The sequence below is a fragment of the Streptomyces sp. NPDC034086 genome (assembly GCF_055575515.1).
Genome location: NZ_JBVISM010000002.1, coordinates 68,761 through 86,786, shown reverse-complemented (window position 1 = coordinate 86,786; position 18,026 = coordinate 68,761). Strand labels below are relative to the sequence as shown.

Sequence of the window (18,026 nt, the reverse complement as noted above, 5' to 3'; positions counted from 1 at the left end):
TACGGACGGCCCGGGCACGCCCGAGGGGGCGGACCCGGCCGGGTCCGCCCCCTCGGGCGATCGTCGTGCTCAGCCCTTGCGGCTGTAGTTGGGTGCTTCCACCGTCATCTGGATGTCGTGCGGGTGGCTCTCCTTGAGGCCCGCCGAGGTGATCCGGACGAAGCGGCCCCGGTCCTGGAGCTCGGGGACGGTGCGGCCGCCGACGTAGAACATCGACTGGCGCAGACCGCCGACCAGCTGGTGGACGACCGCGGAGAGCGGGCCGCGGTAGGGGACCTGGCCCTCGATTCCCTCGGGGATCAGCTTGTCGTCGCCGCCGACCCCCTCCTGGAAGTAGCGGTCCTTGGAGAAGGACTTGCGGTCGCCGCGGCTCTGCATCGCGCCGAGCGAGCCCATGCCGCGGTACGACTTGAACTGCTTGCCGTTGATGAAGAGCAGCTCGCCCGGGGACTCCTCGCAGCCCGCGAGCAGCGAGCCGAGCATGACCGTGTCGGCGCCCGCGACGAGGGCCTTCGCGATGTCGCCGGAGTACTGGAGACCGCCGTCGCCGATGACGGGGACGCCCGCGGCCTTGGCGGCGAGGGCGGCCTCGTAGATGGCGGTGACCTGCGGGACGCCGATGCCGGCGACGACGCGGGTGGTGCAGATGGAGCCGGGGCCGACGCCGACCTTGATGCCGTCGCAGCCGGCGTCGATCAGCGCCTGGGCGCCGTCGCGGGTGGCGACGTTGCCGCCGATGACGTCGACGGACCCGTTCGACTTGATCTTGGCGACCATGTCGCCGACCAGGCGGGAGTGACCGTGGGCCGTGTCGACGACGATGAAGTCGGCGCCGGCCTCGATCAGCGCCTGGGCGCGCTCGTACGCGTCGCCGGCGACACCGACGGCCGCGCCGACGAGCAGTCGGCCGTCCTTGTCCTTGGCCGCGTTCGGGTACTTCTCGGCCTTGACGAAGTCCTTGACCGTGATGAGGCCCTTGAGGATGCCCGCGTCGTCGACCAGCGGCAGCTTCTCGATCTTGTGGCGGCGCAGCAGCTCCATGGCGTCCACACCGGAGATGCCCACCTTGCCGGTGACCAGCGGCATCGGGGTCATGACCTCGCGCACCTGGCGGCTGCGGTCCGACTCGAACGCCATGTCGCGGTTGGTGACGATACCGAGCAGCTTGCCGGCGGAGTCGGTGACCGGGACGCCGGAGATGCGGAACTTGGCGCAGAGCTCGTCGGCCTCGCGCAGCGTCGCGTCCGGGTGCACCGTGATCGGGTCGGTGACCATGCCGGACTCGGAGCGCTTGACCAGGTCGACCTGGTTGGCCTGGTCGGCGATGGAGAGGTTGCGGTGCAGTACGCCGACGCCGCCCTGGCGGGCCATCGCGATGGCCATGCGGGACTCGGTGACCTTGTCCATGGCGGCGGACAGCAGCGGAACGTTCACCCGGACGTTGCGCGAGATGAGGGAAGAGGTGTCGATCTGGTCGGGGGCCATGTCCGACGCGCCCGGCAGCAGCAGCACGTCGTCGTAGGTCAGTCCGAGCGTGGCGAATTTGTCGGGCACTCCGTCGGCGGTCATGACACCTTCCCAAATGGTCTTGCTCAGCGCGGATGTCCATGCTAACGGGATCCCGGGGCGTCTCATTCCACGACCAAGGTCAACCGGAAGTTTCGTCGTTTCCTACGACGGGGGCGGGACGAAAGGGAACGCGCGGCTCCGCGGCGGTCACTGTTCGGCGAGCGCGCGCAGCCTGCTGAGGGCCCGGTGCTGGGCGACGCGGACCGCGCCCGGGGACATGCCGAGCATCTGGCCGGTCTCCTCGGCGGTCAGTCCGACGGCCACCCGCAGGACGAGCAGCTCGCGCTGGTTCTCCGGCAGGTTGGCGAGGAGCTTCTTGGCCCAGGCGGCGTCACTGCTGAGCAGCGCCCGCTCCTCGGGGCCCAGCGAGTCGTCCGGCCGCTCGGGCATCTCGTCGGAGGGCACGGCCGTGCTCCCCGGATGCCGCATGGCGGCCCGCTGCAGGTCGGCGACCTTGTGCGCGGCGATGGCGAAGACGAAGGCCTCGAAGGGCCGGCCGGTGTCCCGGTAGCGGGGGAGCGCCATCAGCACGGCGACGCAGACCTCCTGCGCGAGGTCTTCCACGAAGTGACGGGCGTCACCGGGGAGCCGCGACAGCCGGGTGCGGCAGTAGCGCAGGGCGAGGGGGTGCACGAAGGCCAGGAGGTCGTGCGTGGCCTGCTCGTCCCCGTCGACGGCGCGGCGTACGAGCGCGCCGACGGCCCCGGCGTTGCCGCCCTTGGCGGCGCCGGTGGGGCCTGTGGCCGTGGGTGACCCCGGGGCCTCGTCGTCGCGCATCAATCCATGGTGCCTTGGCGCGGGAGCGTTCGCGGCATCGCGGTCCGTGTTGTGCATCGAAGCGTTATGAGCGGGTGCGCCGGAACTCGTCATCTGCGCCCTCCCCTCCGCTCGGCCCGAATCGTCGTCCCGGAGGACTCGACCTCTCCAAGAATGCGGCACACCATCAAGGATGCGGCATCGCGCCCGAAGCGACACGTCCCCCGGATTGTGCCCCGCCAATCCCCGGCGGAACACCGGGCGCCGGCGGGACCTCCGCCGCGGCGGCGCCGGCGGACGCCTGCCGCCCCGCCCGCCGGAGGCGGACGGGACCGCGCCGGCCGCCGGCCGCCGGTACGGCGGTCAGCGGACGAGGCCCCAGCGGAAGCCGAGTGCCACGGCGTGCGCCCGGTCGGAGGCGCCGAGCTTCTTGAACAGCCTGCGGGCGTGCGTCTTGACCGTGTCCTCGGAGAGGAAGAGCTCGCGCCCGATCTCCGCGTTGGACCGGCCGTGGCTCATGCCCTCCAGCACCTGGATCTCGCGCGCGGTCAGGGTGGGGGCGGCCCCCATCTCGGCCGAGCGGAGCCGGCGCGGGGCCAGTCGCCAGGTGGGGTCGGCGAGCGCCTGGGTGACCGTGGCCCGCAGCTCGGCGCGCGAGGCGTCCTTGTGCAGGTAGCCGCGGGCGCCGGCGGCGACCGCGAGGGCCACGCCGTCCAGGTCCTCGGCGACCGTGAGCATGATGATGCGGGCACCCGGGTCGGCGGACAGGAGCCGGCGGACCGTCTCGACACCGCCCAGCCCGGGCATCCGTACATCCATCAGAATCAGGTCGGAGCGGTCGGCACCCCAGCGGCGGAGGACTTCCTCGCCGTTGGCAGCCGTCGTCACACGCTCGACGCCGGGCACGGTGGCAACCGCGCGACGGAGCGCCTCTCGGGCAAGCGGGGAGTCGTCGCAGACGAGGACGGAAGTCATGACCGCCCTCCGCAGCTGCTGATGCGCGTCACCTTGAGCCTCCAGGCTGGTACGTATCGTCACCTGTGCGATCGATGCCCTCGGACACCTGTCCGGGAACCTCTCGTTTCAACCGCACTCGCTCTCTCAACGATGGTCACTCGAAAGAGTTACGGGTCGGACGGACACCTTCGGCACTCTACGTGAGGAAGCGATCACGGCGCCGGAGCCACGAGGCAACTGTCCTCCATCTGGAGCTATGCCCTATTTGGCGGCTTTCCTTCCGTTTGCCATGTGTCTGAGGCTAGATTCCCAATGAGTCATATTTACATCTACTACGACAGTAGGTGTGGAGACATGGACCGTATCCGCGTAGTACCCGGCACCAAGAGGACTACCAATGGCAGATTTCTCCCGCCTCCCCGGACCGAACGCCGACCTCTGGGACTGGCAGCTACTGGCCGCCTGCCGCGGAGTCGACAGCTCCCTCTTCTTCCACCCGGAGGGCGAGCGGGGCGCGGCCAGGAGTGCGCGCGAGGCCTCGGCTAAAGAGGTCTGCATGCGCTGCCCGGTGCGTTCGGAATGCGCCGCTCACGCACTCGCCGTCCGCGAGCCCTACGGGGTGTGGGGAGGGCTCACCGAGGACGAACGCGAGGAACTGATGGGCCGCGCGCGGCACCGGCTGATCCCCGCCTCCAGTACGACCGGTACCGTCCCGCCGCACTGACGGCCGGCCCGCCCGGCCCGTCCCCTCGGCCACCCATCCGGAAGGACATCCGGAAGAACATCCGAAGGAACGTTCCCTCAGATCCGCGCGCCCGCCCGGGCGTGTCGCCGCAACCCAGATCCGGGCCGCCACCCGTCCGGCCGTACGCCCCGTACGGTCAGCGCGTGGCGGCCCGCACCAGTTCGCCGAGGGTCGCCGCCACCGCCGGTACGCGCGCCAGGTCCGGCAGGGTCAGCGCGACGACCTCCCGCTCCACGGCCGGCTCCACGGCCAGGGTGCTCACGCCCTTCGCCCGCACGGACTCCACCGCCAGCTCCGGCAGCACCGCCACCCCCAGCCCCGCCCCGACCAGCCCGACCACCGCCGGGTAGTCGTCGGTGGCGAAGTCGATCCGCGGGGTGAATCCCGCGCCCTCGCACACCTCCACCAGATGGCGGCGGCAGCGCGGGCAGCCCGCGATCCACGGCTCGTCGGCCAGCTCGGCCATGCCCACCCGTTCGGCACCGGCCAGCCGGTGCCCCTCGGGGACCAGCCCCACGAGCCGGTCGGTCAGCAGCGGGGTGACCACCAGGTCCTCCCACTCAGCCGCGCTCCCCGCCGCGGGCCCGTCCCCGCCGTAGCGGAAGGCCAGCGCCACGTCGCAGTCGCCCTCGCGCAGCATCTCCACCGACCTCGGCGGCTCCGCCTCGACGAGGGAGATGCGCGTCCCCGGGTGCGCGGCGCGCATCGCGGCGAGCGCGGTGGGGACCAGCGTGGAACTGCCGCTCGGGAAGGAGACGAGCCGGACCCGGCCCGCGCGCAGCCCGGCGATGGCCGCGACCTCCTCCTCGGCCGCCGTCAGCCCGGCCAGGATCCCGGCGGCGTGCCGCACGAGGGCCTCACCCGCCTGGGTCAGCCGCATCTCCCGGCCGGTGCGCACGAGCAGCGGGGTTCCGGCCGACTGCTCCAGGGCCTTCATCTGCTGGGAGACGGCGGGCTGGGTGCAGCCGAGCTCGCGGGCGGCTGCGGAGAAGGAACCGGTCCCGGCGACAGCGCGCAGGATCCGGAGGTGGCGTGCCTCGATCACCCTTCGAGCATAAGACCGCCTTTGACCGCGACGCCAATCCCCCAGTAGCCCCTTTGAGGAGGCCGCTGTCGCACCCCCTCGCGCCCACCCCGGCGGAGCGCCGGATCGCACGCGCGTGCCCGCGGAAGCACGCAAGCCGGCGCGGGCGGCTATTTTGCGCACATGACGACTGCGCTGATCACTGGATCCACGGCGGGCATCGGCGCCGCCTTCGCCCGGCGGCTCGCCTCCCAGGGCCACAACCTCGTACTGGTGGCCCGCGACACCGAGCGGCTGGCCGAACAGGCCACCGAACTGCACGACCGGCACGGCATCGAGGCCGAGGTGCTGGCCGCCGACCTCTCCACCGACAAGGGCATCGAGTCCGTCGAGAACCGCCTCGGGGACCGCAAGCACCCGGTGGACCTGCTCGTGAACAACGCGGGCTTCGGCAACAAGGGCCGCTACCTCGAGGTGTCGATGGCCGACGAGCTGACCATGCTGAAGGTGCACATCGAGGCGGTGCTGCGGCTGACCTCGGCGGCTACGGAGTCGATGCGCTCCCGCGGCAGGGGCGGCGTCATCAACGTCGCCTCGGTGGCGGCCTTCGTACCGCGCGGCACCTACGGCGCCAGCAAGGCCTGGGTGGTGCAGTTCACCCAGGGCGCGGCGCGGGACCTCGGCGGGTCCGGGGTGCGCCTGATGGCCCTGTGCCCCGGTTTCGTGCGGACCGAGTTCCACCAGCGGGCCGGCATGGGCACCGACAACATCCCGGGCTGGCTGTGGCTCGACGCGGACAAGCTGGTGGCCGCCGCGCTGACCGACCTGGCCCGCGGCAGGACCGTGTCGATCCCGGACCCGCGCTACAAGGCGCTGATGGGCGTGGTGAAGCTGACGCCGCGCGGGCTGCTGGGCGGGGTGTCCTCGCGCACCGGGCGCAAGTACGGGCCCCAGTAGTCCTCCTGTCGCCGGCGGAGCGGCCGACCGGGACGAATCTCCCTAAACTGGAAAGGCCCCTTCCAGCCCGGGAGACCGCCATGACATTCGTACAGATAATCGATTACAAGACGAGCCGGCAGGACGACCTCAACCAGCTGCTGGACCGGTACGTCTCGCAGAGCCAGGGCAAGCGCACCGTCACCCACAGCATCGTGGCCCGGGACCGCGACAACGACAACCACTACGTGGACGTGGTCGAATTCCCCTCGTACGAAGAGGCCATGAGGAACTCCCGGCTCCCGGAGACGGACACGATGTTCCAGGAGATGGTGGCCCTGTGCGAGGGGATGCCGACCTTCACCAACCTGGACGTGGTCCGCGACGAGAACCTCAACAAGATGCTCGTGGACCGCATGTTCGACGAGCTGGCCATGTCGGGCGACCGGTCGGTCGCCGAGGAGATCTTCGCCTCCGACTACGTCGACCACGACATCTTCCAGGCCGACCCGGACGCCGACGGCATCGACGGCCTGCTGGCGGACCTCGCCATGTGGCGCTCCGCCTTCGAGTTCACCTTCACCAAGGACCACCAGCTCGCCGAAGGAGACCTCGTCACCACGCTCTGGACCTGGAACGCCACGCACACCGGCGACTTCATGGGTCTCGCGCCCACCGGCAAGAGGGTCAGCGCGACCGGGCAGACGACCTTCCGCTGCAAGGACGGGATGATCGTGGAAGGCTGGTGGCACTACGACGTCATGGGCATGATGCGCCAGCTGGGGATGGACCCGATGGGGTCGGCGGGTTCATGAGCCCGCGGCCCTGAACCGGGGTGACGGGAAGGCCCCCGCCCCGCCGTACGGAACGGCGGGACGGGGGCCTCTCGTGTGCCTGCGGCGTCAGCGTCAGTGGCTGTGGCCGTGACCGTGGCCGTGACCGGCCTCGGCCTCCTCCTCCGCCGGCTTCTCGACGACCAGGGTCTCGGTCGTAAGCAGCAGGGAGGCGATGGAAGCGGCGTTCTCCAGGGCGGAGCGGGTGACCTTCACCGGGTCGATGACGCCGGCCTTGACCAGGTCGCCGTACTCGCCGGTGGCGGCGTTGAAGCCCTGGCCCTTGTCGAGCTCGGCGACCTTCGAGGTGATGACGTAGCCCTCGAGGCCGGCGTTCTCGGCGATCCAGCGCAGCGGCTCGACCGCGGCGCGGCGGACGACCGCGACGCCCGTGCCCTCGTCGCCGGTCAGGCCGAGGTTGCCCTCGAGGACCTTGACGGCGTGGACGAGCGCGGAGCCACCGCCGGAGACGATGCCCTCCTCGACCGCGGCGCGGGTCGCCGAGATGGCGTCCTCGAGGCGGTGCTTCTTCTCCTTGAGCTCCACCTCGGTAGCGGCGCCGACCTTGATGACGCAGACGCCGCCGGCGAGCTTCGCCAGGCGCTCCTGCAGCTTCTCGCGGTCCCAGTCGGAGTCCGTGGACTCGATCTCGGCCTTGATCTGGTTGACGCGGCCGGCGACGTCAGCGGCGTTGCCGCCGCCGTCGACGATGGTCGTGTCGTCCTTGGAGATGGTCACGCGGCGCGCGGAACCGAGGACGTCCAGACCGGCCTGGTCGAGCTTGAGGCCGACCTCCTCGGCGATGACGGTGGCACCGGTGAGGGTGGCCATGTCCTGGAGCATCGCCTTGCGACGGTCACCGAAGCCGGGGGCCTTGACGGCGACCGCGTTGAAGGTGCCGCGGATCTTGTTGACGACGAGGGTGGAGAGGGCCTCGCCCTCGACGTCCTCGGCGATGATCAGCAGCGGCTTGGAGCCACCCGCCTGGATGACCTTCTCCAGCAGCGGCAGGAGGTCCTGGATGGAGGAGATCTTGCCCTGGTTGATCAGGATGTACGGGTCGTCGAGGACGGCCTCCATACGCTCCTGGTCGGTGACCATGTACGGGGACAGGTAGCCCTTGTCGAAGGCCATGCCCTCGGTGAACTCGAGCTCCAGACCGAAGGCGTTGGACTCCTCGACGGTGATGACACCGTCCTTGCCGACCTTGTCCATCGCCTCGGCGATGAGCTCGCCGACCTGGGCGTCCTGCGCGGAGAGCGCGGCCACGGCGGCGATGTCGGACTTGTCCTCGATCGGGCGGGCGGTCGCGAGGAGCTCCTCGGACACGGCCTTGACCGCGGCGTCGATGCCCTTCTTCAGGGCGGCCGGGGAGGCGCCGGCGGCGACGTTGCGCAGACCCTCGCGGACGAGCGCCTGGGCCAGCACGGTCGCGGTGGTGGTGCCGTCACCCGCGATGTCGTTGGTCTTGGTCGCCACCTCCTTCACGAGCTGCGCGCCCAGGTTCTCGTACGGGTCGTCCAGCTCGACCTCGCGGGCGATGGTGACACCGTCGTTGGTGATGGTGGGGGCGCCGAACTTCTTGTCGATGACGACGTTGCGGCCCTTGGGGCCGATCGTCACCTTGACCGTGTCGGCAAGCTTGTTGACGCCGCGCTCAAGGGCGCGACGGGCGTCCTCGTCGAACTTCAGAATCTTGGGCATGGGAGCGGTTCCGCCCTCTCGTTGCGATCCTCGGCCGCTCACCGCGACCGCCTGAAACGAACTACGCCCCTCGCCGCCCGGCATCAGCAGGGTGACCAGGGGCGCAGCTCAAAGCAAAACTGGAGAAGAGAATTACTTCTCGACGATCGCGAGGACGTCGCGGGCCGAGAGGACGAGGTACTCCTCGCCGCTGTACTTCACTTCGGTGCCGCCGTACTTGCTGTACAGCACGATGTCGCCGACGCTGACGTCCAGCGGGAGACGCTGGCCGTCCTCGAAGCGACCCGGACCGACCGCAAGGACGACGCCCTCCTGGGGCTTCTCCTTCGCGGTGTCCGGGATGACCAGGCCGGAGGCCGTGGTCTGCTCGGCGTCGAGCGGCTGGACCACGATGCGGTCCTCAAGCGGCTTGATGGCAACCTTGGAGCTGGCGGTCGTCACGATCCGACCTCCCCCTTCGGAGATCCGGGGTTAACTGTCTGAGGTGGCGACCAGGTCGATCCGTCGTCGCGGGTGCCGGACCTGCCTGTCGCTGTGTTGGCACTCACCAGGGGCGAGTGCCAGGTGCGAGACTATTCCGGCGATTAGCACTCGGTCAAGCGGAGTGCCAACACGGTCCACCGGTTCCACGTATTCCGGCCGCCGAACCCCCCGTTCGGCTGAACCCCGACGCCGCCGGGACCGCCCGGCCCCGCACCGGTACGCCGGGGCACCTCCGCCCGGTATGCGGCGCTTGGGGCGGGGCCGCCCTCGCGGCCGAAGACGCGCGCAAGCTGGCCGAATACCTCCGCAGGAGCCCGCCGGGTTGGGGGGCCCGCGCGGCGGAGGGGCCGGCGCGGCGAGGGGCCGGCGCGGCGAGGGGCCGGCGCGGCGAGGGGCCGGCGCGGCGAGGGGCCGGCGCGGCGAGGGGCCGGCGCGGCGAGGGATTCGGAATGAGGCATTCCGAAAGCAACCTCGGGGAGGGCGTCGACGTCGTAGAAGATATGAAGATAAAGCGCCTCATTGCCGAGCAGATCGGCCCCCGGCCGACCACTGTGACGACCCCGGGTGCGCCGGACGCCGCGCCGTCCTCTTCTCCTTCCCCCGCCGCCGCCCGGTCATCCGCCCCGCCGCCGCCCCCTCCGCGGCGGGAGCGGAACGCCCTCGGCGGCGGCGGCGTCCCGTGCGCGGACTGAGGCCGCTGACGGCGGCGGGCGCCCGCCGCCGCACCGAAGCACTGCTGCTCGTCCTGGTCATCGGCATCGCCGTCTTCGGCCACGTCAGCGCCGGACTGGCCATGAACGGCGAGCTGCCGCAGCACCTCGCCGGCTTCGTCATCAGCCTGACCCTGCTGTCCCTGGTGGGACACCTGGGCATCCGCCGGTTCGCGGCGTACGCGGACCCGCTGGTCTTCCCGCTCGCCATGCTGCTGACCGGGCTCGGGCTGGTCCTGATCCACCGGCTCGACCAGGGCTACATCGAGCGGTTCGACTCCACGGCGAACGCACCCGACCAGCTGATGTGGACGGTGGTCGGGGTCGCCGCCTGCATCCTCGTCGTGGCGCTGCTGCGCGATCACCGGCTGCTCCAGCGGTTCATCTACATCACCATGGCCGTCGCCCTGGTCCTGCTGATCGCACCGGCGTTCTTCGGCGCGGACACGTACGGCGCGAAGCGGTGGATCATCCTCTTCGGCTTCTCGCTCCAGCCGGGCGAGTTCGTGAAGATCATGATCGCGATCTTCTTCGCGGGCTACCTGGTCGTCCACCGCGACTCCCTGGCCCTGACCGGCCGCAAGTTCCTGGGCCTGCGCCTGCCCCCGATGCGCCAGCTCGGCCCGATCATCACCGTGTGGATCCTGTCGCTGCTCGTCCTGGTCTTCGAGCGCGACCTCGGCACCTCGCTGATCTTCTTCGGCGTCTTCGTGGTGATGCTGTACGTGGCCACCGAGCGCACCAGCTGGATCGTCTGCGGCCTGCTCATGGCGGCCGCGGGCGCCTTCGTGGTCGGCTCGACGGAACCCCACGTCAAGGCACGTGTCGCCGCCTGGCTGAACCCCCTGGCGATCTACTCGCCGAACCCTCCGCAGGGCCTCAACTCGGAGCAGTCCGCGCAGGCCCTGTTCAGCTTCGGCACCGGCGGCGTCTCCGGCACCGGCCTCGGCATGGGCCACCCGGAGCTGATCAAGTTCGCCGGCCGCAGCGACTTCATCCTGACGACGGTGGGCGAGGAACTCGGGCTGGCCGGGGTCATGGCCGTCCTGTTCGTCTACGCCCTGCTCGTGCAGCGGGGGCTGCGCATGGCGCTGGCCGCGCGGGACCCGTTCGGCAAGCTGCTGGCGGTGGGCCTGGCCGCGGCACTGGCGCTCCAGGTCTTCGTGGTCGCCGGCGGCGTGACGGGCCTGATCCCCCTGACCGGCAAGGCCCTGCCGTTCCTGGCGAAGGGCGGCTCGTCACTGCTGGCGAACTGGATCATGATCGCCCTGCTCCTGCGCATCAGCGACAGCGCGGAACGCCAACGCGAAGCCGACGCCCACGACCCGGCGGAGACGACGATCACCCCGGTGGTGGGGGCGGGGGTGTAGGCGGGGTCGGATGTGGCGGCGGGTTTCGGGGGCGGGGGCTGCGGAGGTGGGCGGGGTTTCGGGGGCGGGGGTTCGGCGGGGCGGTATCAGGGCTGGTTTGGGGGTTTCCCGTCAGTCCCATCGTCCTTCCGTGTCGGGCCGGTCCCTCAAGGGCGCTCCTTCGTCGCGTCGCTACGCGATGGCCTTCGGCCACCCTTGACCGACCGTCCCGCCCCGGAAAGACAAGGACTGCCGGGAAGCCCCCAAAGAAACGGGACGGTCCAGAGGGGAAGGGCTCCCGTATCACTGATGAGGCGGGGTGGTCGGGCGTCGGTCCGCCGGGCATCCGGGCCCCTCAGAGACCCTCGGCGGTCCACCCCCACGCGCCTGATCGCTACGTGCTCCCCATGGCTTAGCGTCTGGCGACCGGCCGGGGCCGATCCCTGCACGAAATGTCGATCAGAGCCCCATCGGGGAGCGGTGGGCGCGTCAGATCGCTACGCGCTCCCGTCGGCTTGGCGTCTGGCGACCGTCCGGGGCCGATCCCTGCAGGAAATGACGATCAGGACCTCATTCGGGAGCGGTGGGCGCGTCAGATCGCTACGCGCTCCTCCCGGCATAGCGTCCGGCCCGCGTCCTGGGCTGGTACCCGCACCACATGTCGATCAGGACCACACGACTAGTGACCATGGGGGCTGCGCATGTTCACGAAGCGCAGTTCCAGGTCAGTGGCCAGGTAGTCCATCCGGTGTTCCCAGAAGTCCCGCAGGTGCGGCAGCGCCAGGTGGGCGTCCAGGTCGGCCTGGCTGCGCCACACCTCGTAGAAGACGAAGACGCCCGGCTCCTCGCAGTCCTCGTGGAAGTGGTACTCCAGGCAGCCGGGCTCCTGCCGGGTGGGCTCGACGAAGGAGAGCAGCAAGTCCATGAGCTCCCCGGCGCGTTCGGGCTTGGGGCGGGCGACGCCCACGACGGTGACGAGCTGATCCATCAGAGTTCTCCCCCAGAGATAGGTACGACTGAGTTCGTACCTATCGGACGCTAGCAGCCCGCAAAGGTAAGATCCAATCCATACCTACGGAGAGGAGGTGGCCGCCATGCCCGACGACGAGGGCCACCCGGCCGTCGAGGAAATCGAGCTCGGCAAAGTGCTGTCCGCGCTCGCCGACCCGCTGCGCCGCCGGGTGGTGCGTGAGCTGGCGGCCGCCCCTGACGGCACGGCGCGCACCTGCGCTTCCTTCGCCCTGCCCGTCTCCAAGGCGACGGTCACCCACCACTTCCGCACCCTGCGGGAGGCTGGACTGGTCCGCCAGGTCGACCGGGGCAACAGCCGGATGGCGGCACTGCGCCGAGCCGACATCGAGACCCGCTTCCCGGGACTGCTCACCCTCCTGACGGCCGAGCCCGCCGAGAAATGAGGAGTGCGTAGCGATCTCACGCGCCCACCGCTCCCGAATGGGGTTCTGATCGACATTTCATGCAGGGATCAGCCCCCGACGGCGGCCGGACGCTATGCCGGGAGGAGCGCGTAGCGATCTGACGCGCCCACCGTTCCCGAATGGGGCCCTCATCGACATTTCGTGCAGGGATCGGCCCCGGACGGTCGTCGGACGCTATGCCATGGGGAGCGCGTAGCGATCTGGTGCGTGGGGGTGGCCCGCCGAGGGTCTTTGGGGGCCCGCATGGGGACACGGGCGACGCCCGGTCGCCCCGTCTCATCGCTGATTCGGGAGTGCTTCTCCTCTGGACCGTCCCGTTTCTTTGGGGGGTTCTCGGCAGTCCTTGTCTTTCCGGGGCGGGACGGTCGGTCAAGGGTGGCCGAAGGCCATCGCGTAGCGACGCGACGAAGGAGCGCCCTTGAGGGACCGGCCCGACACGGAAGGACGATGGGACTGACGGGAAACCCCCAAACCAGCCCTGATACCGCCCCGCCAGGACCCCGCCCCCAAAACCCCGCCCACCTCCGCAGCCCCCGCCCCCGAAACCCCGCCCCGCCGGAACAGCCCCGCCCCCGAAACCCCCTTGACCTAGAGCGCGCTCCAACTCCTACAGTCCGCCGGTATGACCATGCGATATCGAAACCTGGGTGGGACCGGCATCGAGGTGAGTGCGTACTGCCTCGGCACGATGATGTTCGGTGCGATCGGCAATCCGGATCACGACGACTGCGTCCGGATCATCCACACCGCCCTCGACCACGGCATCAACTTCGTGGACACCGCCGACATGTACTCCGCCGGCGAGTCGGAGACGATCGTCGGCAAGGCGCTCAAGGGGCGCCGGGACGACGTCGTGCTCGCCAGCAAGGTGCACTTCCAGATGGGTGAGGGCCGCAACCGCAGCGGCAACTCGCGGCGTTGGATCACACGGGCCGTGGAGGACAGCCTGAGGCGCCTCGACACCGACTGGATCGACCTCTACCAGGTGCACCGTCCCGACCCCTCGACCGACATCGAGGAGACCCTGTCCGTCCTCGGTGACCTGGTCCGGGCCGGGAAGATCCGGGCCTTCGGCTGCTCCACCTTCCCCGCCGAGCAGATCGCCGAGGCGCACCACGTCGCGGAACGCCGCGCCCTGCCGCGCCCGCGCACCGAGCAGCCGCCGTACTCGATCCTCGCGCGCGGCATCGAGCGGGACGTGCTGCCGGTCGCCCGTCGCTACGGCATGGGCGTGCTGACCTGGAGCCCGCTGGCGTCCGGCTTCCTGAGCGGCAAGCACCGGCTGGGCCGCGACATCGACATGACCACCGGCCGGGCCGCGTTGCACCCCGCGCGCTTCGACCTGTCGATCCCGGGGAACGTCGCCAAGCTGGAGGCCGTCGAGCGGCTGGCGGAGGTGGCGGACGGGATCGGCCGCACGGTGCCGGAGCTGGCCCTCGCCTTCCCGCTCGCGCATCCCGCCGTCACCTCGGTGATCATCGGTCCGCGTACGGCCGAGCAGCTGGAGGCGGCGCTCAAGGGGGCCGATCTGGTGCTGGACGACGCGGTGCTGGACCGGATCGACGAGATCGTGCCGCCGGGCACCAACCTCTACCACCCGGACGGCGTCTGGCAGCCGCTGTCGCTGACCGATCCCGCGCAGCGTCGCCGTCCCCTCGCGGACCGCAGCGCCGGCTAGCCCGCCCGGCCCGCCCGGCCCCTGCGCGTACTCCTCCAGGGAGTCCTAGAGGTAATCCTCCAGGCGCCCGATCTTGTATCCCTGGTCCTGTATCCGCTGGAGCATCCGCGCCGTCATCTGGGTCTCCGTGGTGCCCTTGAGCTCCGACGGGCCGCGGAAGTGGGCCAGGATGATGTCACCGGGCCTGAGGGCGGAGCCCTCGGCGTACTGGAAGTCGTTGACCTGCATCGACGCCCGCCACAGGACCACCGTCGGGGCCCCGCACTCGGCGGCGGCCTTGAGGGTGTCGTCGTTGTAGTTCCCGAACGGCGGGCGGAAGAGCGGGGGCCGCTTGCCGAAGCGCTTCTCCAGGCGGTCCTGCTGCCCGCATATCTCCTTCTTCTGCGCCGCGAAGGGGAGGGTGCGGAGGTTCGGGTGCGTCAGGGTGTGGTTGTTCACCGTGCTGCCGGAGCCGTTGTCGCGGAGCTTCTCGAAGTGGCCGTAGTCCGAGGAGGCGACGTTGTCCGTCAGGAACATGCTGATCGGCAGCTTCAGGTCGGCCGCCATCTTCAGGAACTCGGGGTCCTTCTCCGCGCCGTCGTCGAAGGTCAGGAAGACGACCTTCTCCGTCGGCGCGACGGGTATTCGGTCCACTACGGCCGCCCTGCCCGCGGCGGTCTTGGGGAGCTGGGGCTTCTGGGCGGGCTTGGGGGCGTACTGGACGGGGGCCTTCAGGCCCCACTTCCGGTACGCCTCGTCCCCCGCCGTGCCGCCCTGTGCGGAGCTCGCCGCGGGGGCCGGCGCGGACGGGGGGACCGAGGGGGAGGCGGTCTCCTGGGCGGTCTTGCGGCCCAGCCGTTCGATGGGATCCACGCTGTTCCCGCAGCCCGTCAGGGACAGCGCGAGCGCGCCGGCCGTCAGCGTCCCGGCTACCAACCGGCGCGCGTACCTCACAAGTAGTCCTCCAGGCGTGCCACGGCGTATCCCTTGTCCGTGACGGTCTTCATGACATGACGGATCATGTCAGGCATCGTGCCCTTCCAGTCCTCCCGGCCCCGGAAGTGCGTGAGGATGATGTCACCGGGGTGGAGATCGCGGTCCCATTCACGGTATTCCATCCGGTTCACGAACGCCTCGGCGTTCCACAGCGGGACCGCCTTGATGCCGCAGGACTTGGCGGCGCGCAGCGTGTCCTGGTTGTAGTTGCCGTACGGCGGGCGGAAGAGCGAGGGCCGCTTGCCGAACTGCTTCTGGATGATGTCCTGCTGTCCGCAGATCTCCTCGCGCTGCTGCTCGTAGGAGAGTCCGGGCATGTAGCGGTGGTTGACGGTGTGGTTGTTGAGGGTGACGCCCGCCGCCTGCATCTCCTTGAAGTAGGGGTAGTTCTCGCGCACGAGGTAGTCGCTGAGGAAGGCCGTGTACGGGATCTTCAGCTCGCTCATCATCCTGATGAACTCGGGGTCCTTCTCGGCCCCGTCGTCCACGGTCAGGAAGACGACCTTGTCCTCGGTCGGGATGGTGGTGAAGACCGGGGGCAGTTCGTCCTGGTCCTCGACCTCGAAGCCCTCGCGCGTGGTGATCTCGGGCTTCGTCTTCGGTGCGGCCGGGGCCAGGAGGGGCGTCTTGGCCAGCCGCCACTTCTTGGCCGCGGCGACGCGGGCCTGCTGGGCGGCTTTGAGCTTCTCGGCGGGGTTGGCGAGCGCACCGGCCGCGCCGCCCGCTTCCGTCCCCTGGCCGGGCCCGCCCTTGGCGGGCTTCCCGGACTCCGCGGCGCCGCACCCCGTGCCCAGGGCGGCGACCAGCAGCGCGGCCAGGGCCACCCCGAACCGGCCGCGCGGGCGTCCCGCGAGCCGGTGACCATACTGCGAAGTATGTGACGTTTGTCGTACAAGCTGCATAGCAGCGGATCCTTGCACCACGCGGCGCCGCGCCCCGGACGACACCACGGCCGGACCCGCCCCTTCCACCGGCTGGCCCACAATGAACCGGTGACCCCCGAAGACTTCGCCGCGCTCCTCACCCCCGAGGGCCGCGCCCTCCTGACCTCGCTCCGCGATCACGACCCGGCCCAGGAGCTGGCCGTGGCCACCCGGCTGCGCCGCGAGCACCCCGCCCCGCTGGTGTCGGCCGCGCTGGGGCAGGCCCGGCTGAGGCAGCGGGCGGTGGCGAAGTTCGGGGCCGAGGACGCCTTCCGGATGTACTTCACCCCCGGCGGCGGGGAGATGGCCACCCGCGCGCCGGTGGCCGCGTACCGCGCCGAGCGGCTCGCCGGGCTGGGCGTGCGCGGGGTCGCGGACCTGTGCTGCGGCATCGGCGGGGACGCGCTGGCGCTGGCCCGGCGCGGGATCCGGGTGCTGGCCGTGGACCGCGACCCGCTGACGGTGGCCGTCGCGCGGGCCAACGCCGAGGCGCTGGGGCTGGCGGACCTGATCGAGGTCCGGGAGGCCGATGTGACGGCGGTGGACGTGTCCTCGTACGACGCCGTCTTCATCGACCCCGCGCGGCGGGGCGGCCGCGGCCGCGTCTTCGACCCGGAGTCGTACTCGCCGCCGCTGTCGTGGGCGGTGGAGACGGCCCGCGCGGCCCGGTTCGCGGCCATCAAGATCGCGCCCGGCATCCCGCACGAGGCGGTTCCGGCGGAGGCCGAGGCCGAGTGGATTTCCGACCACGGGGACGTGAAGGAGGCCGTCCTGTGGTTCGGCACCGCCCCCGGCACGGTACGGGCCACCCTGCTGCCGGGGCCGCGCGGGCTGGAGACCGCCGAACCGCTGCCGGACCCGGAGGCCGGGCCGGTCGGGCGCTGGCTGTACGAGCCCGACGGAGCCGTGATCCGGGCGCACCTGGTCGCGGAGGTGGCCGGGCAGCTGGGCGGGCGGCTCATCGACCCGACCATCGCCTACATCACCGCCGACGAACTGCGCCGGACCCCGTACGCGACCGCGTACGAGATCACCGACGTGCTGCCGTTCGGGCTGAAGAAGCTCAAGGCGCTGCTGCGCGAGCGGGAGGTCGGGATCCTGACGGTGAAGAAGCGGGGGTCCGCGATCGAGCCGGAGGAGCTGCGCAGGAAGGTGAAGCCGCAGGGCCCGAACTCGGCGACGGTCTTCCTGACGCGGGTGGCGGGGGCGCCGTCGATGCTGATCGGCCACCCCGCCCCCTAGGTCGTCACACGCCCGCGAGGCGCGACTCCGCCACGCGGAGCCGGGGCCGGCCGTCCGCCGCCGGGGCCGGGGGCCGGGTCCAGCGGGAGTACGCCGCGGCCTTGGCGAGCCCCAGCAGGGCGGTGGTCCACAGGATCATGCCGAGGCCCGTGAAGTACGCCACCTCCCCGTACGTGTCCGTGCCCGGCCGCGCCCCGGCCGCCGACGCGAAGGCCAGCCAGAGGCCGAACCCGCCCAGCGTCAGGGAGGCCGCCAGCCACATCGCCCTCCGTGCCGGGGCCCGCAGGCGGGCATCGGCCCCGGGGTCCCGGCCCGCCAGGACCCACGCGCACAGCAGCTGCCGCACCCGCCGCTCCTGCCGGGCTCCGCGCGCGCAGCACAGCCCGGCGCGCAGCAGTACGGCGGTCCCGGCCGCGGCGCAGACGGCCCCGGCGAGACAGCCGGCCGGGCCGCCCGCCGCGAAGGCGGTCACGGCCAGCCCGGCGAAGGTCCAGCCCAGCGCGAAGGCCGCCGCGACGCCCCAGAGCGACAGCAGCCGGCCGAGGCCCAGGCTGCGCCGGCTCAGGTCCGCGAGGAAACGCGCGCGGTCGGCCCGTACGACGCCCTCGTCCAGCCACTCGCGCAGGTGCGCGGGCGGCGGCGGGGGCGGGAGGTCACGGCGAGGCATGCGCACGACCCTAGCGGCGGCCCTTCGAGCTTCGCCGCA

At 71.1% G+C, this 18,026-nt stretch carries 17 protein-coding genes; 7 read left to right on the top strand and 10 right to left on the bottom strand.

Annotated features, from left to right (window positions below; all coding sequences use genetic code 11):
* Positions 1-69 precede the first annotated feature (69 nt).
* The 3 genes from guaB to ACZ514_RS05790 all read right to left on the bottom strand — a co-directional run bounded on the left by guaB (position 70) and on the right by ACZ514_RS05790 (position 3,300).
* Positions 70-1,569 (bottom strand): IMP dehydrogenase, encoded by a 1,500-nt coding sequence (guaB, locus tag ACZ514_RS05800; RefSeq protein WP_468174840.1) that lies wholly within the window; start codon positions 1,567-1,569, stop codon positions 70-72.
* A gap of 147 nt (positions 1,570-1,716) precedes the next feature.
* Positions 1,717-2,346: a sigma-70 family RNA polymerase sigma factor gene (locus tag ACZ514_RS05795; RefSeq protein ID WP_468174843.1), complete on the bottom strand. Its 630-nt coding sequence runs from the start codon at positions 2,344-2,346 to the stop codon at positions 1,717-1,719.
* A 342-nt stretch (positions 2,347-2,688) separates the two neighbouring features.
* Entirely contained in the window at positions 2,689-3,300 is a 612-nt protein-coding gene (locus tag ACZ514_RS05790; RefSeq protein WP_003948568.1) for a response regulator transcription factor, read from the bottom strand.
* Between the two features lie 379 nt (positions 3,301-3,679).
* Between ACZ514_RS05790 and ACZ514_RS05785 the strand changes: the two genes are divergently transcribed.
* On the top strand, positions 3,680-4,006 hold the full coding sequence (locus tag ACZ514_RS05785) for a WhiB family transcriptional regulator (protein WP_388934733.1): 327 nt from the start codon (positions 3,680-3,682) through the stop codon (positions 4,004-4,006).
* Positions 4,007-4,163: 157 nt separating this feature from the next.
* Here ACZ514_RS05785 and ACZ514_RS05780 read toward each other — a convergent pair whose 3' ends face one another.
* Complete coding sequence (locus ACZ514_RS05780) at positions 4,164-5,072, bottom strand: LysR family transcriptional regulator (RefSeq protein WP_468174846.1); 909 nt, start codon at positions 5,070-5,072, stop codon at positions 4,164-4,166.
* A gap of 162 nt (positions 5,073-5,234) precedes the next feature.
* On the opposite strand from ACZ514_RS05780, the gene ACZ514_RS05775 reads away from it, so the two are divergent.
* Complete coding sequence (locus ACZ514_RS05775; protein ID WP_468174848.1) at positions 5,235-6,008, top strand: SDR family NAD(P)-dependent oxidoreductase; 774 nt, start codon at positions 5,235-5,237, stop codon at positions 6,006-6,008.
* 80 nt (positions 6,009-6,088) lie between these two features.
* Complete coding sequence (locus tag ACZ514_RS05770; protein WP_469124208.1) at positions 6,089-6,802, top strand: ester cyclase; 714 nt, start codon at positions 6,089-6,091, stop codon at positions 6,800-6,802.
* Between the two features lie 93 nt (positions 6,803-6,895).
* Here ACZ514_RS05770 and groL read toward each other — a convergent pair whose 3' ends face one another.
* Together groL and groES are read right to left on the bottom strand one after the other, a co-directional pair.
* Entirely contained in the window at positions 6,896-8,524 is a 1,629-nt protein-coding gene (groL, locus tag ACZ514_RS05765; RefSeq protein WP_468174854.1) for a chaperonin GroEL, read from the bottom strand.
* A 132-nt stretch (positions 8,525-8,656) separates the two neighbouring features.
* Positions 8,657-8,965: a co-chaperone GroES gene (gene groES, locus ACZ514_RS05760; protein ID WP_030230757.1), complete on the bottom strand. Its 309-nt coding sequence runs from the start codon at positions 8,963-8,965 to the stop codon at positions 8,657-8,659.
* Between the two features lie 721 nt (positions 8,966-9,686).
* On the opposite strand from groES, the gene ACZ514_RS05755 reads away from it, so the two are divergent.
* Positions 9,687-11,087 carry an FtsW/RodA/SpoVE family cell cycle protein gene (locus ACZ514_RS05755; protein ID WP_469124207.1) on the top strand — a complete coding sequence of 467 codons (1,401 nt, stop codon included), beginning with the start codon at positions 9,687-9,689 and terminating at the stop codon, positions 11,085-11,087.
* Between the two features lie 658 nt (positions 11,088-11,745).
* On the opposite strand, the gene ACZ514_RS05750 is transcribed toward ACZ514_RS05755, so the two are convergent.
* Positions 11,746-12,054 (bottom strand): putative quinol monooxygenase, encoded by a 309-nt coding sequence (locus ACZ514_RS05750; RefSeq protein WP_388934747.1) that lies wholly within the window; start codon positions 12,052-12,054, stop codon positions 11,746-11,748.
* Between the two features lie 106 nt (positions 12,055-12,160).
* Between ACZ514_RS05750 and ACZ514_RS05745 the strand changes: the two genes are divergently transcribed.
* Positions 12,161-12,481 carry an ArsR/SmtB family transcription factor gene (locus ACZ514_RS05745; protein WP_469124206.1) on the top strand — a complete coding sequence of 107 codons (321 nt, stop codon included), beginning with the start codon at positions 12,161-12,163 and terminating at the stop codon, positions 12,479-12,481.
* A gap of 649 nt (positions 12,482-13,130) precedes the next feature.
* A complete protein-coding gene (locus ACZ514_RS05740; protein ID WP_468175744.1) occupies positions 13,131-14,180 on the top strand; it encodes an aldo/keto reductase in 1,050 nt (349 codons plus the stop codon).
* Positions 14,181-14,225: 45 nt separating this feature from the next.
* Here the strand turns inward: ACZ514_RS05740 and ACZ514_RS05735 are convergent, their stop codons facing one another.
* On the bottom strand, positions 14,226-15,095 hold the full coding sequence (locus tag ACZ514_RS05735) for a polysaccharide deacetylase family protein (RefSeq protein WP_469124205.1): 870 nt from the start codon (positions 15,093-15,095) through the stop codon (positions 14,226-14,228).
* 14 nt (positions 15,096-15,109) lie between these two features.
* Positions 15,110-16,057 carry a polysaccharide deacetylase family protein gene (locus ACZ514_RS05730; protein ID WP_468175738.1) on the bottom strand — a complete coding sequence of 316 codons (948 nt, stop codon included), beginning with the start codon at positions 16,055-16,057 and terminating at the stop codon, positions 15,110-15,112.
* A gap of 90 nt (positions 16,058-16,147) precedes the next feature.
* Between ACZ514_RS05730 and ACZ514_RS05725 the strand changes: the two genes are divergently transcribed.
* Positions 16,148-17,320, top strand: coding sequence for a class I SAM-dependent methyltransferase (locus tag ACZ514_RS05725; protein WP_468175735.1), 1,173 nt, complete (start codon positions 16,148-16,150; stop codon positions 17,318-17,320).
* Between the two features lie 4 nt (positions 17,321-17,324).
* On the opposite strand, the gene ACZ514_RS05720 is transcribed toward ACZ514_RS05725, so the two are convergent.
* Positions 17,325-17,987, bottom strand: coding sequence for a hypothetical protein (locus ACZ514_RS05720; RefSeq protein WP_469124204.1), 663 nt, complete (start codon positions 17,985-17,987; stop codon positions 17,325-17,327).
* Between the last annotated feature and the right edge of the window lie 39 nt (positions 17,988-18,026).

Coding starts and splice junctions, on each gene's coding strand:
- ACZ514_RS05790 (WP_003948568.1), bottom strand. CDS start 3,300: ATGACTTCCGTCCTCGTCTGCGACGACTCCCCGCTTGCCCGAGAGGCG.
- guaB (WP_468174840.1), bottom strand. CDS start 1,569: ATGACCGCCGACGGAGTGCCCGACAAATTCGCCACGCTCGGACTGACC.
- ACZ514_RS05795 (WP_468174843.1), bottom strand. CDS start 2,346: ATGCGCGACGACGAGGCCCCGGGGTCACCCACGGCCACAGGCCCCACC.
- ACZ514_RS05785 (WP_388934733.1), top strand. CDS start 3,680: ATGGCAGATTTCTCCCGCCTCCCCGGACCGAACGCCGACCTCTGGGAC.
- ACZ514_RS05745 (WP_469124206.1), top strand. CDS start 12,161: ATGCCCGACGACGAGGGCCACCCGGCCGTCGAGGAAATCGAGCTCGGC.
- ACZ514_RS05740 (WP_468175744.1), top strand. CDS start 13,131: ATGCGATATCGAAACCTGGGTGGGACCGGCATCGAGGTGAGTGCGTAC.
- ACZ514_RS05775 (WP_468174848.1), top strand. CDS start 5,235: ATGACGACTGCGCTGATCACTGGATCCACGGCGGGCATCGGCGCCGCC.
- ACZ514_RS05730 (WP_468175738.1), bottom strand. CDS start 16,057: ATGCAGCTTGTACGACAAACGTCACATACTTCGCAGTATGGTCACCGG.
- ACZ514_RS05720 (WP_469124204.1), bottom strand. CDS start 17,987: ATGCCTCGCCGTGACCTCCCGCCCCCGCCGCCGCCCGCGCACCTGCGC.
- ACZ514_RS05770 (WP_469124208.1), top strand. CDS start 6,089: ATGACATTCGTACAGATAATCGATTACAAGACGAGCCGGCAGGACGAC.
- groL (WP_468174854.1), bottom strand. CDS start 8,524: ATGCCCAAGATTCTGAAGTTCGACGAGGACGCCCGTCGCGCCCTTGAG.
- ACZ514_RS05750 (WP_388934747.1), bottom strand. CDS start 12,054: ATGGATCAGCTCGTCACCGTCGTGGGCGTCGCCCGCCCCAAGCCCGAA.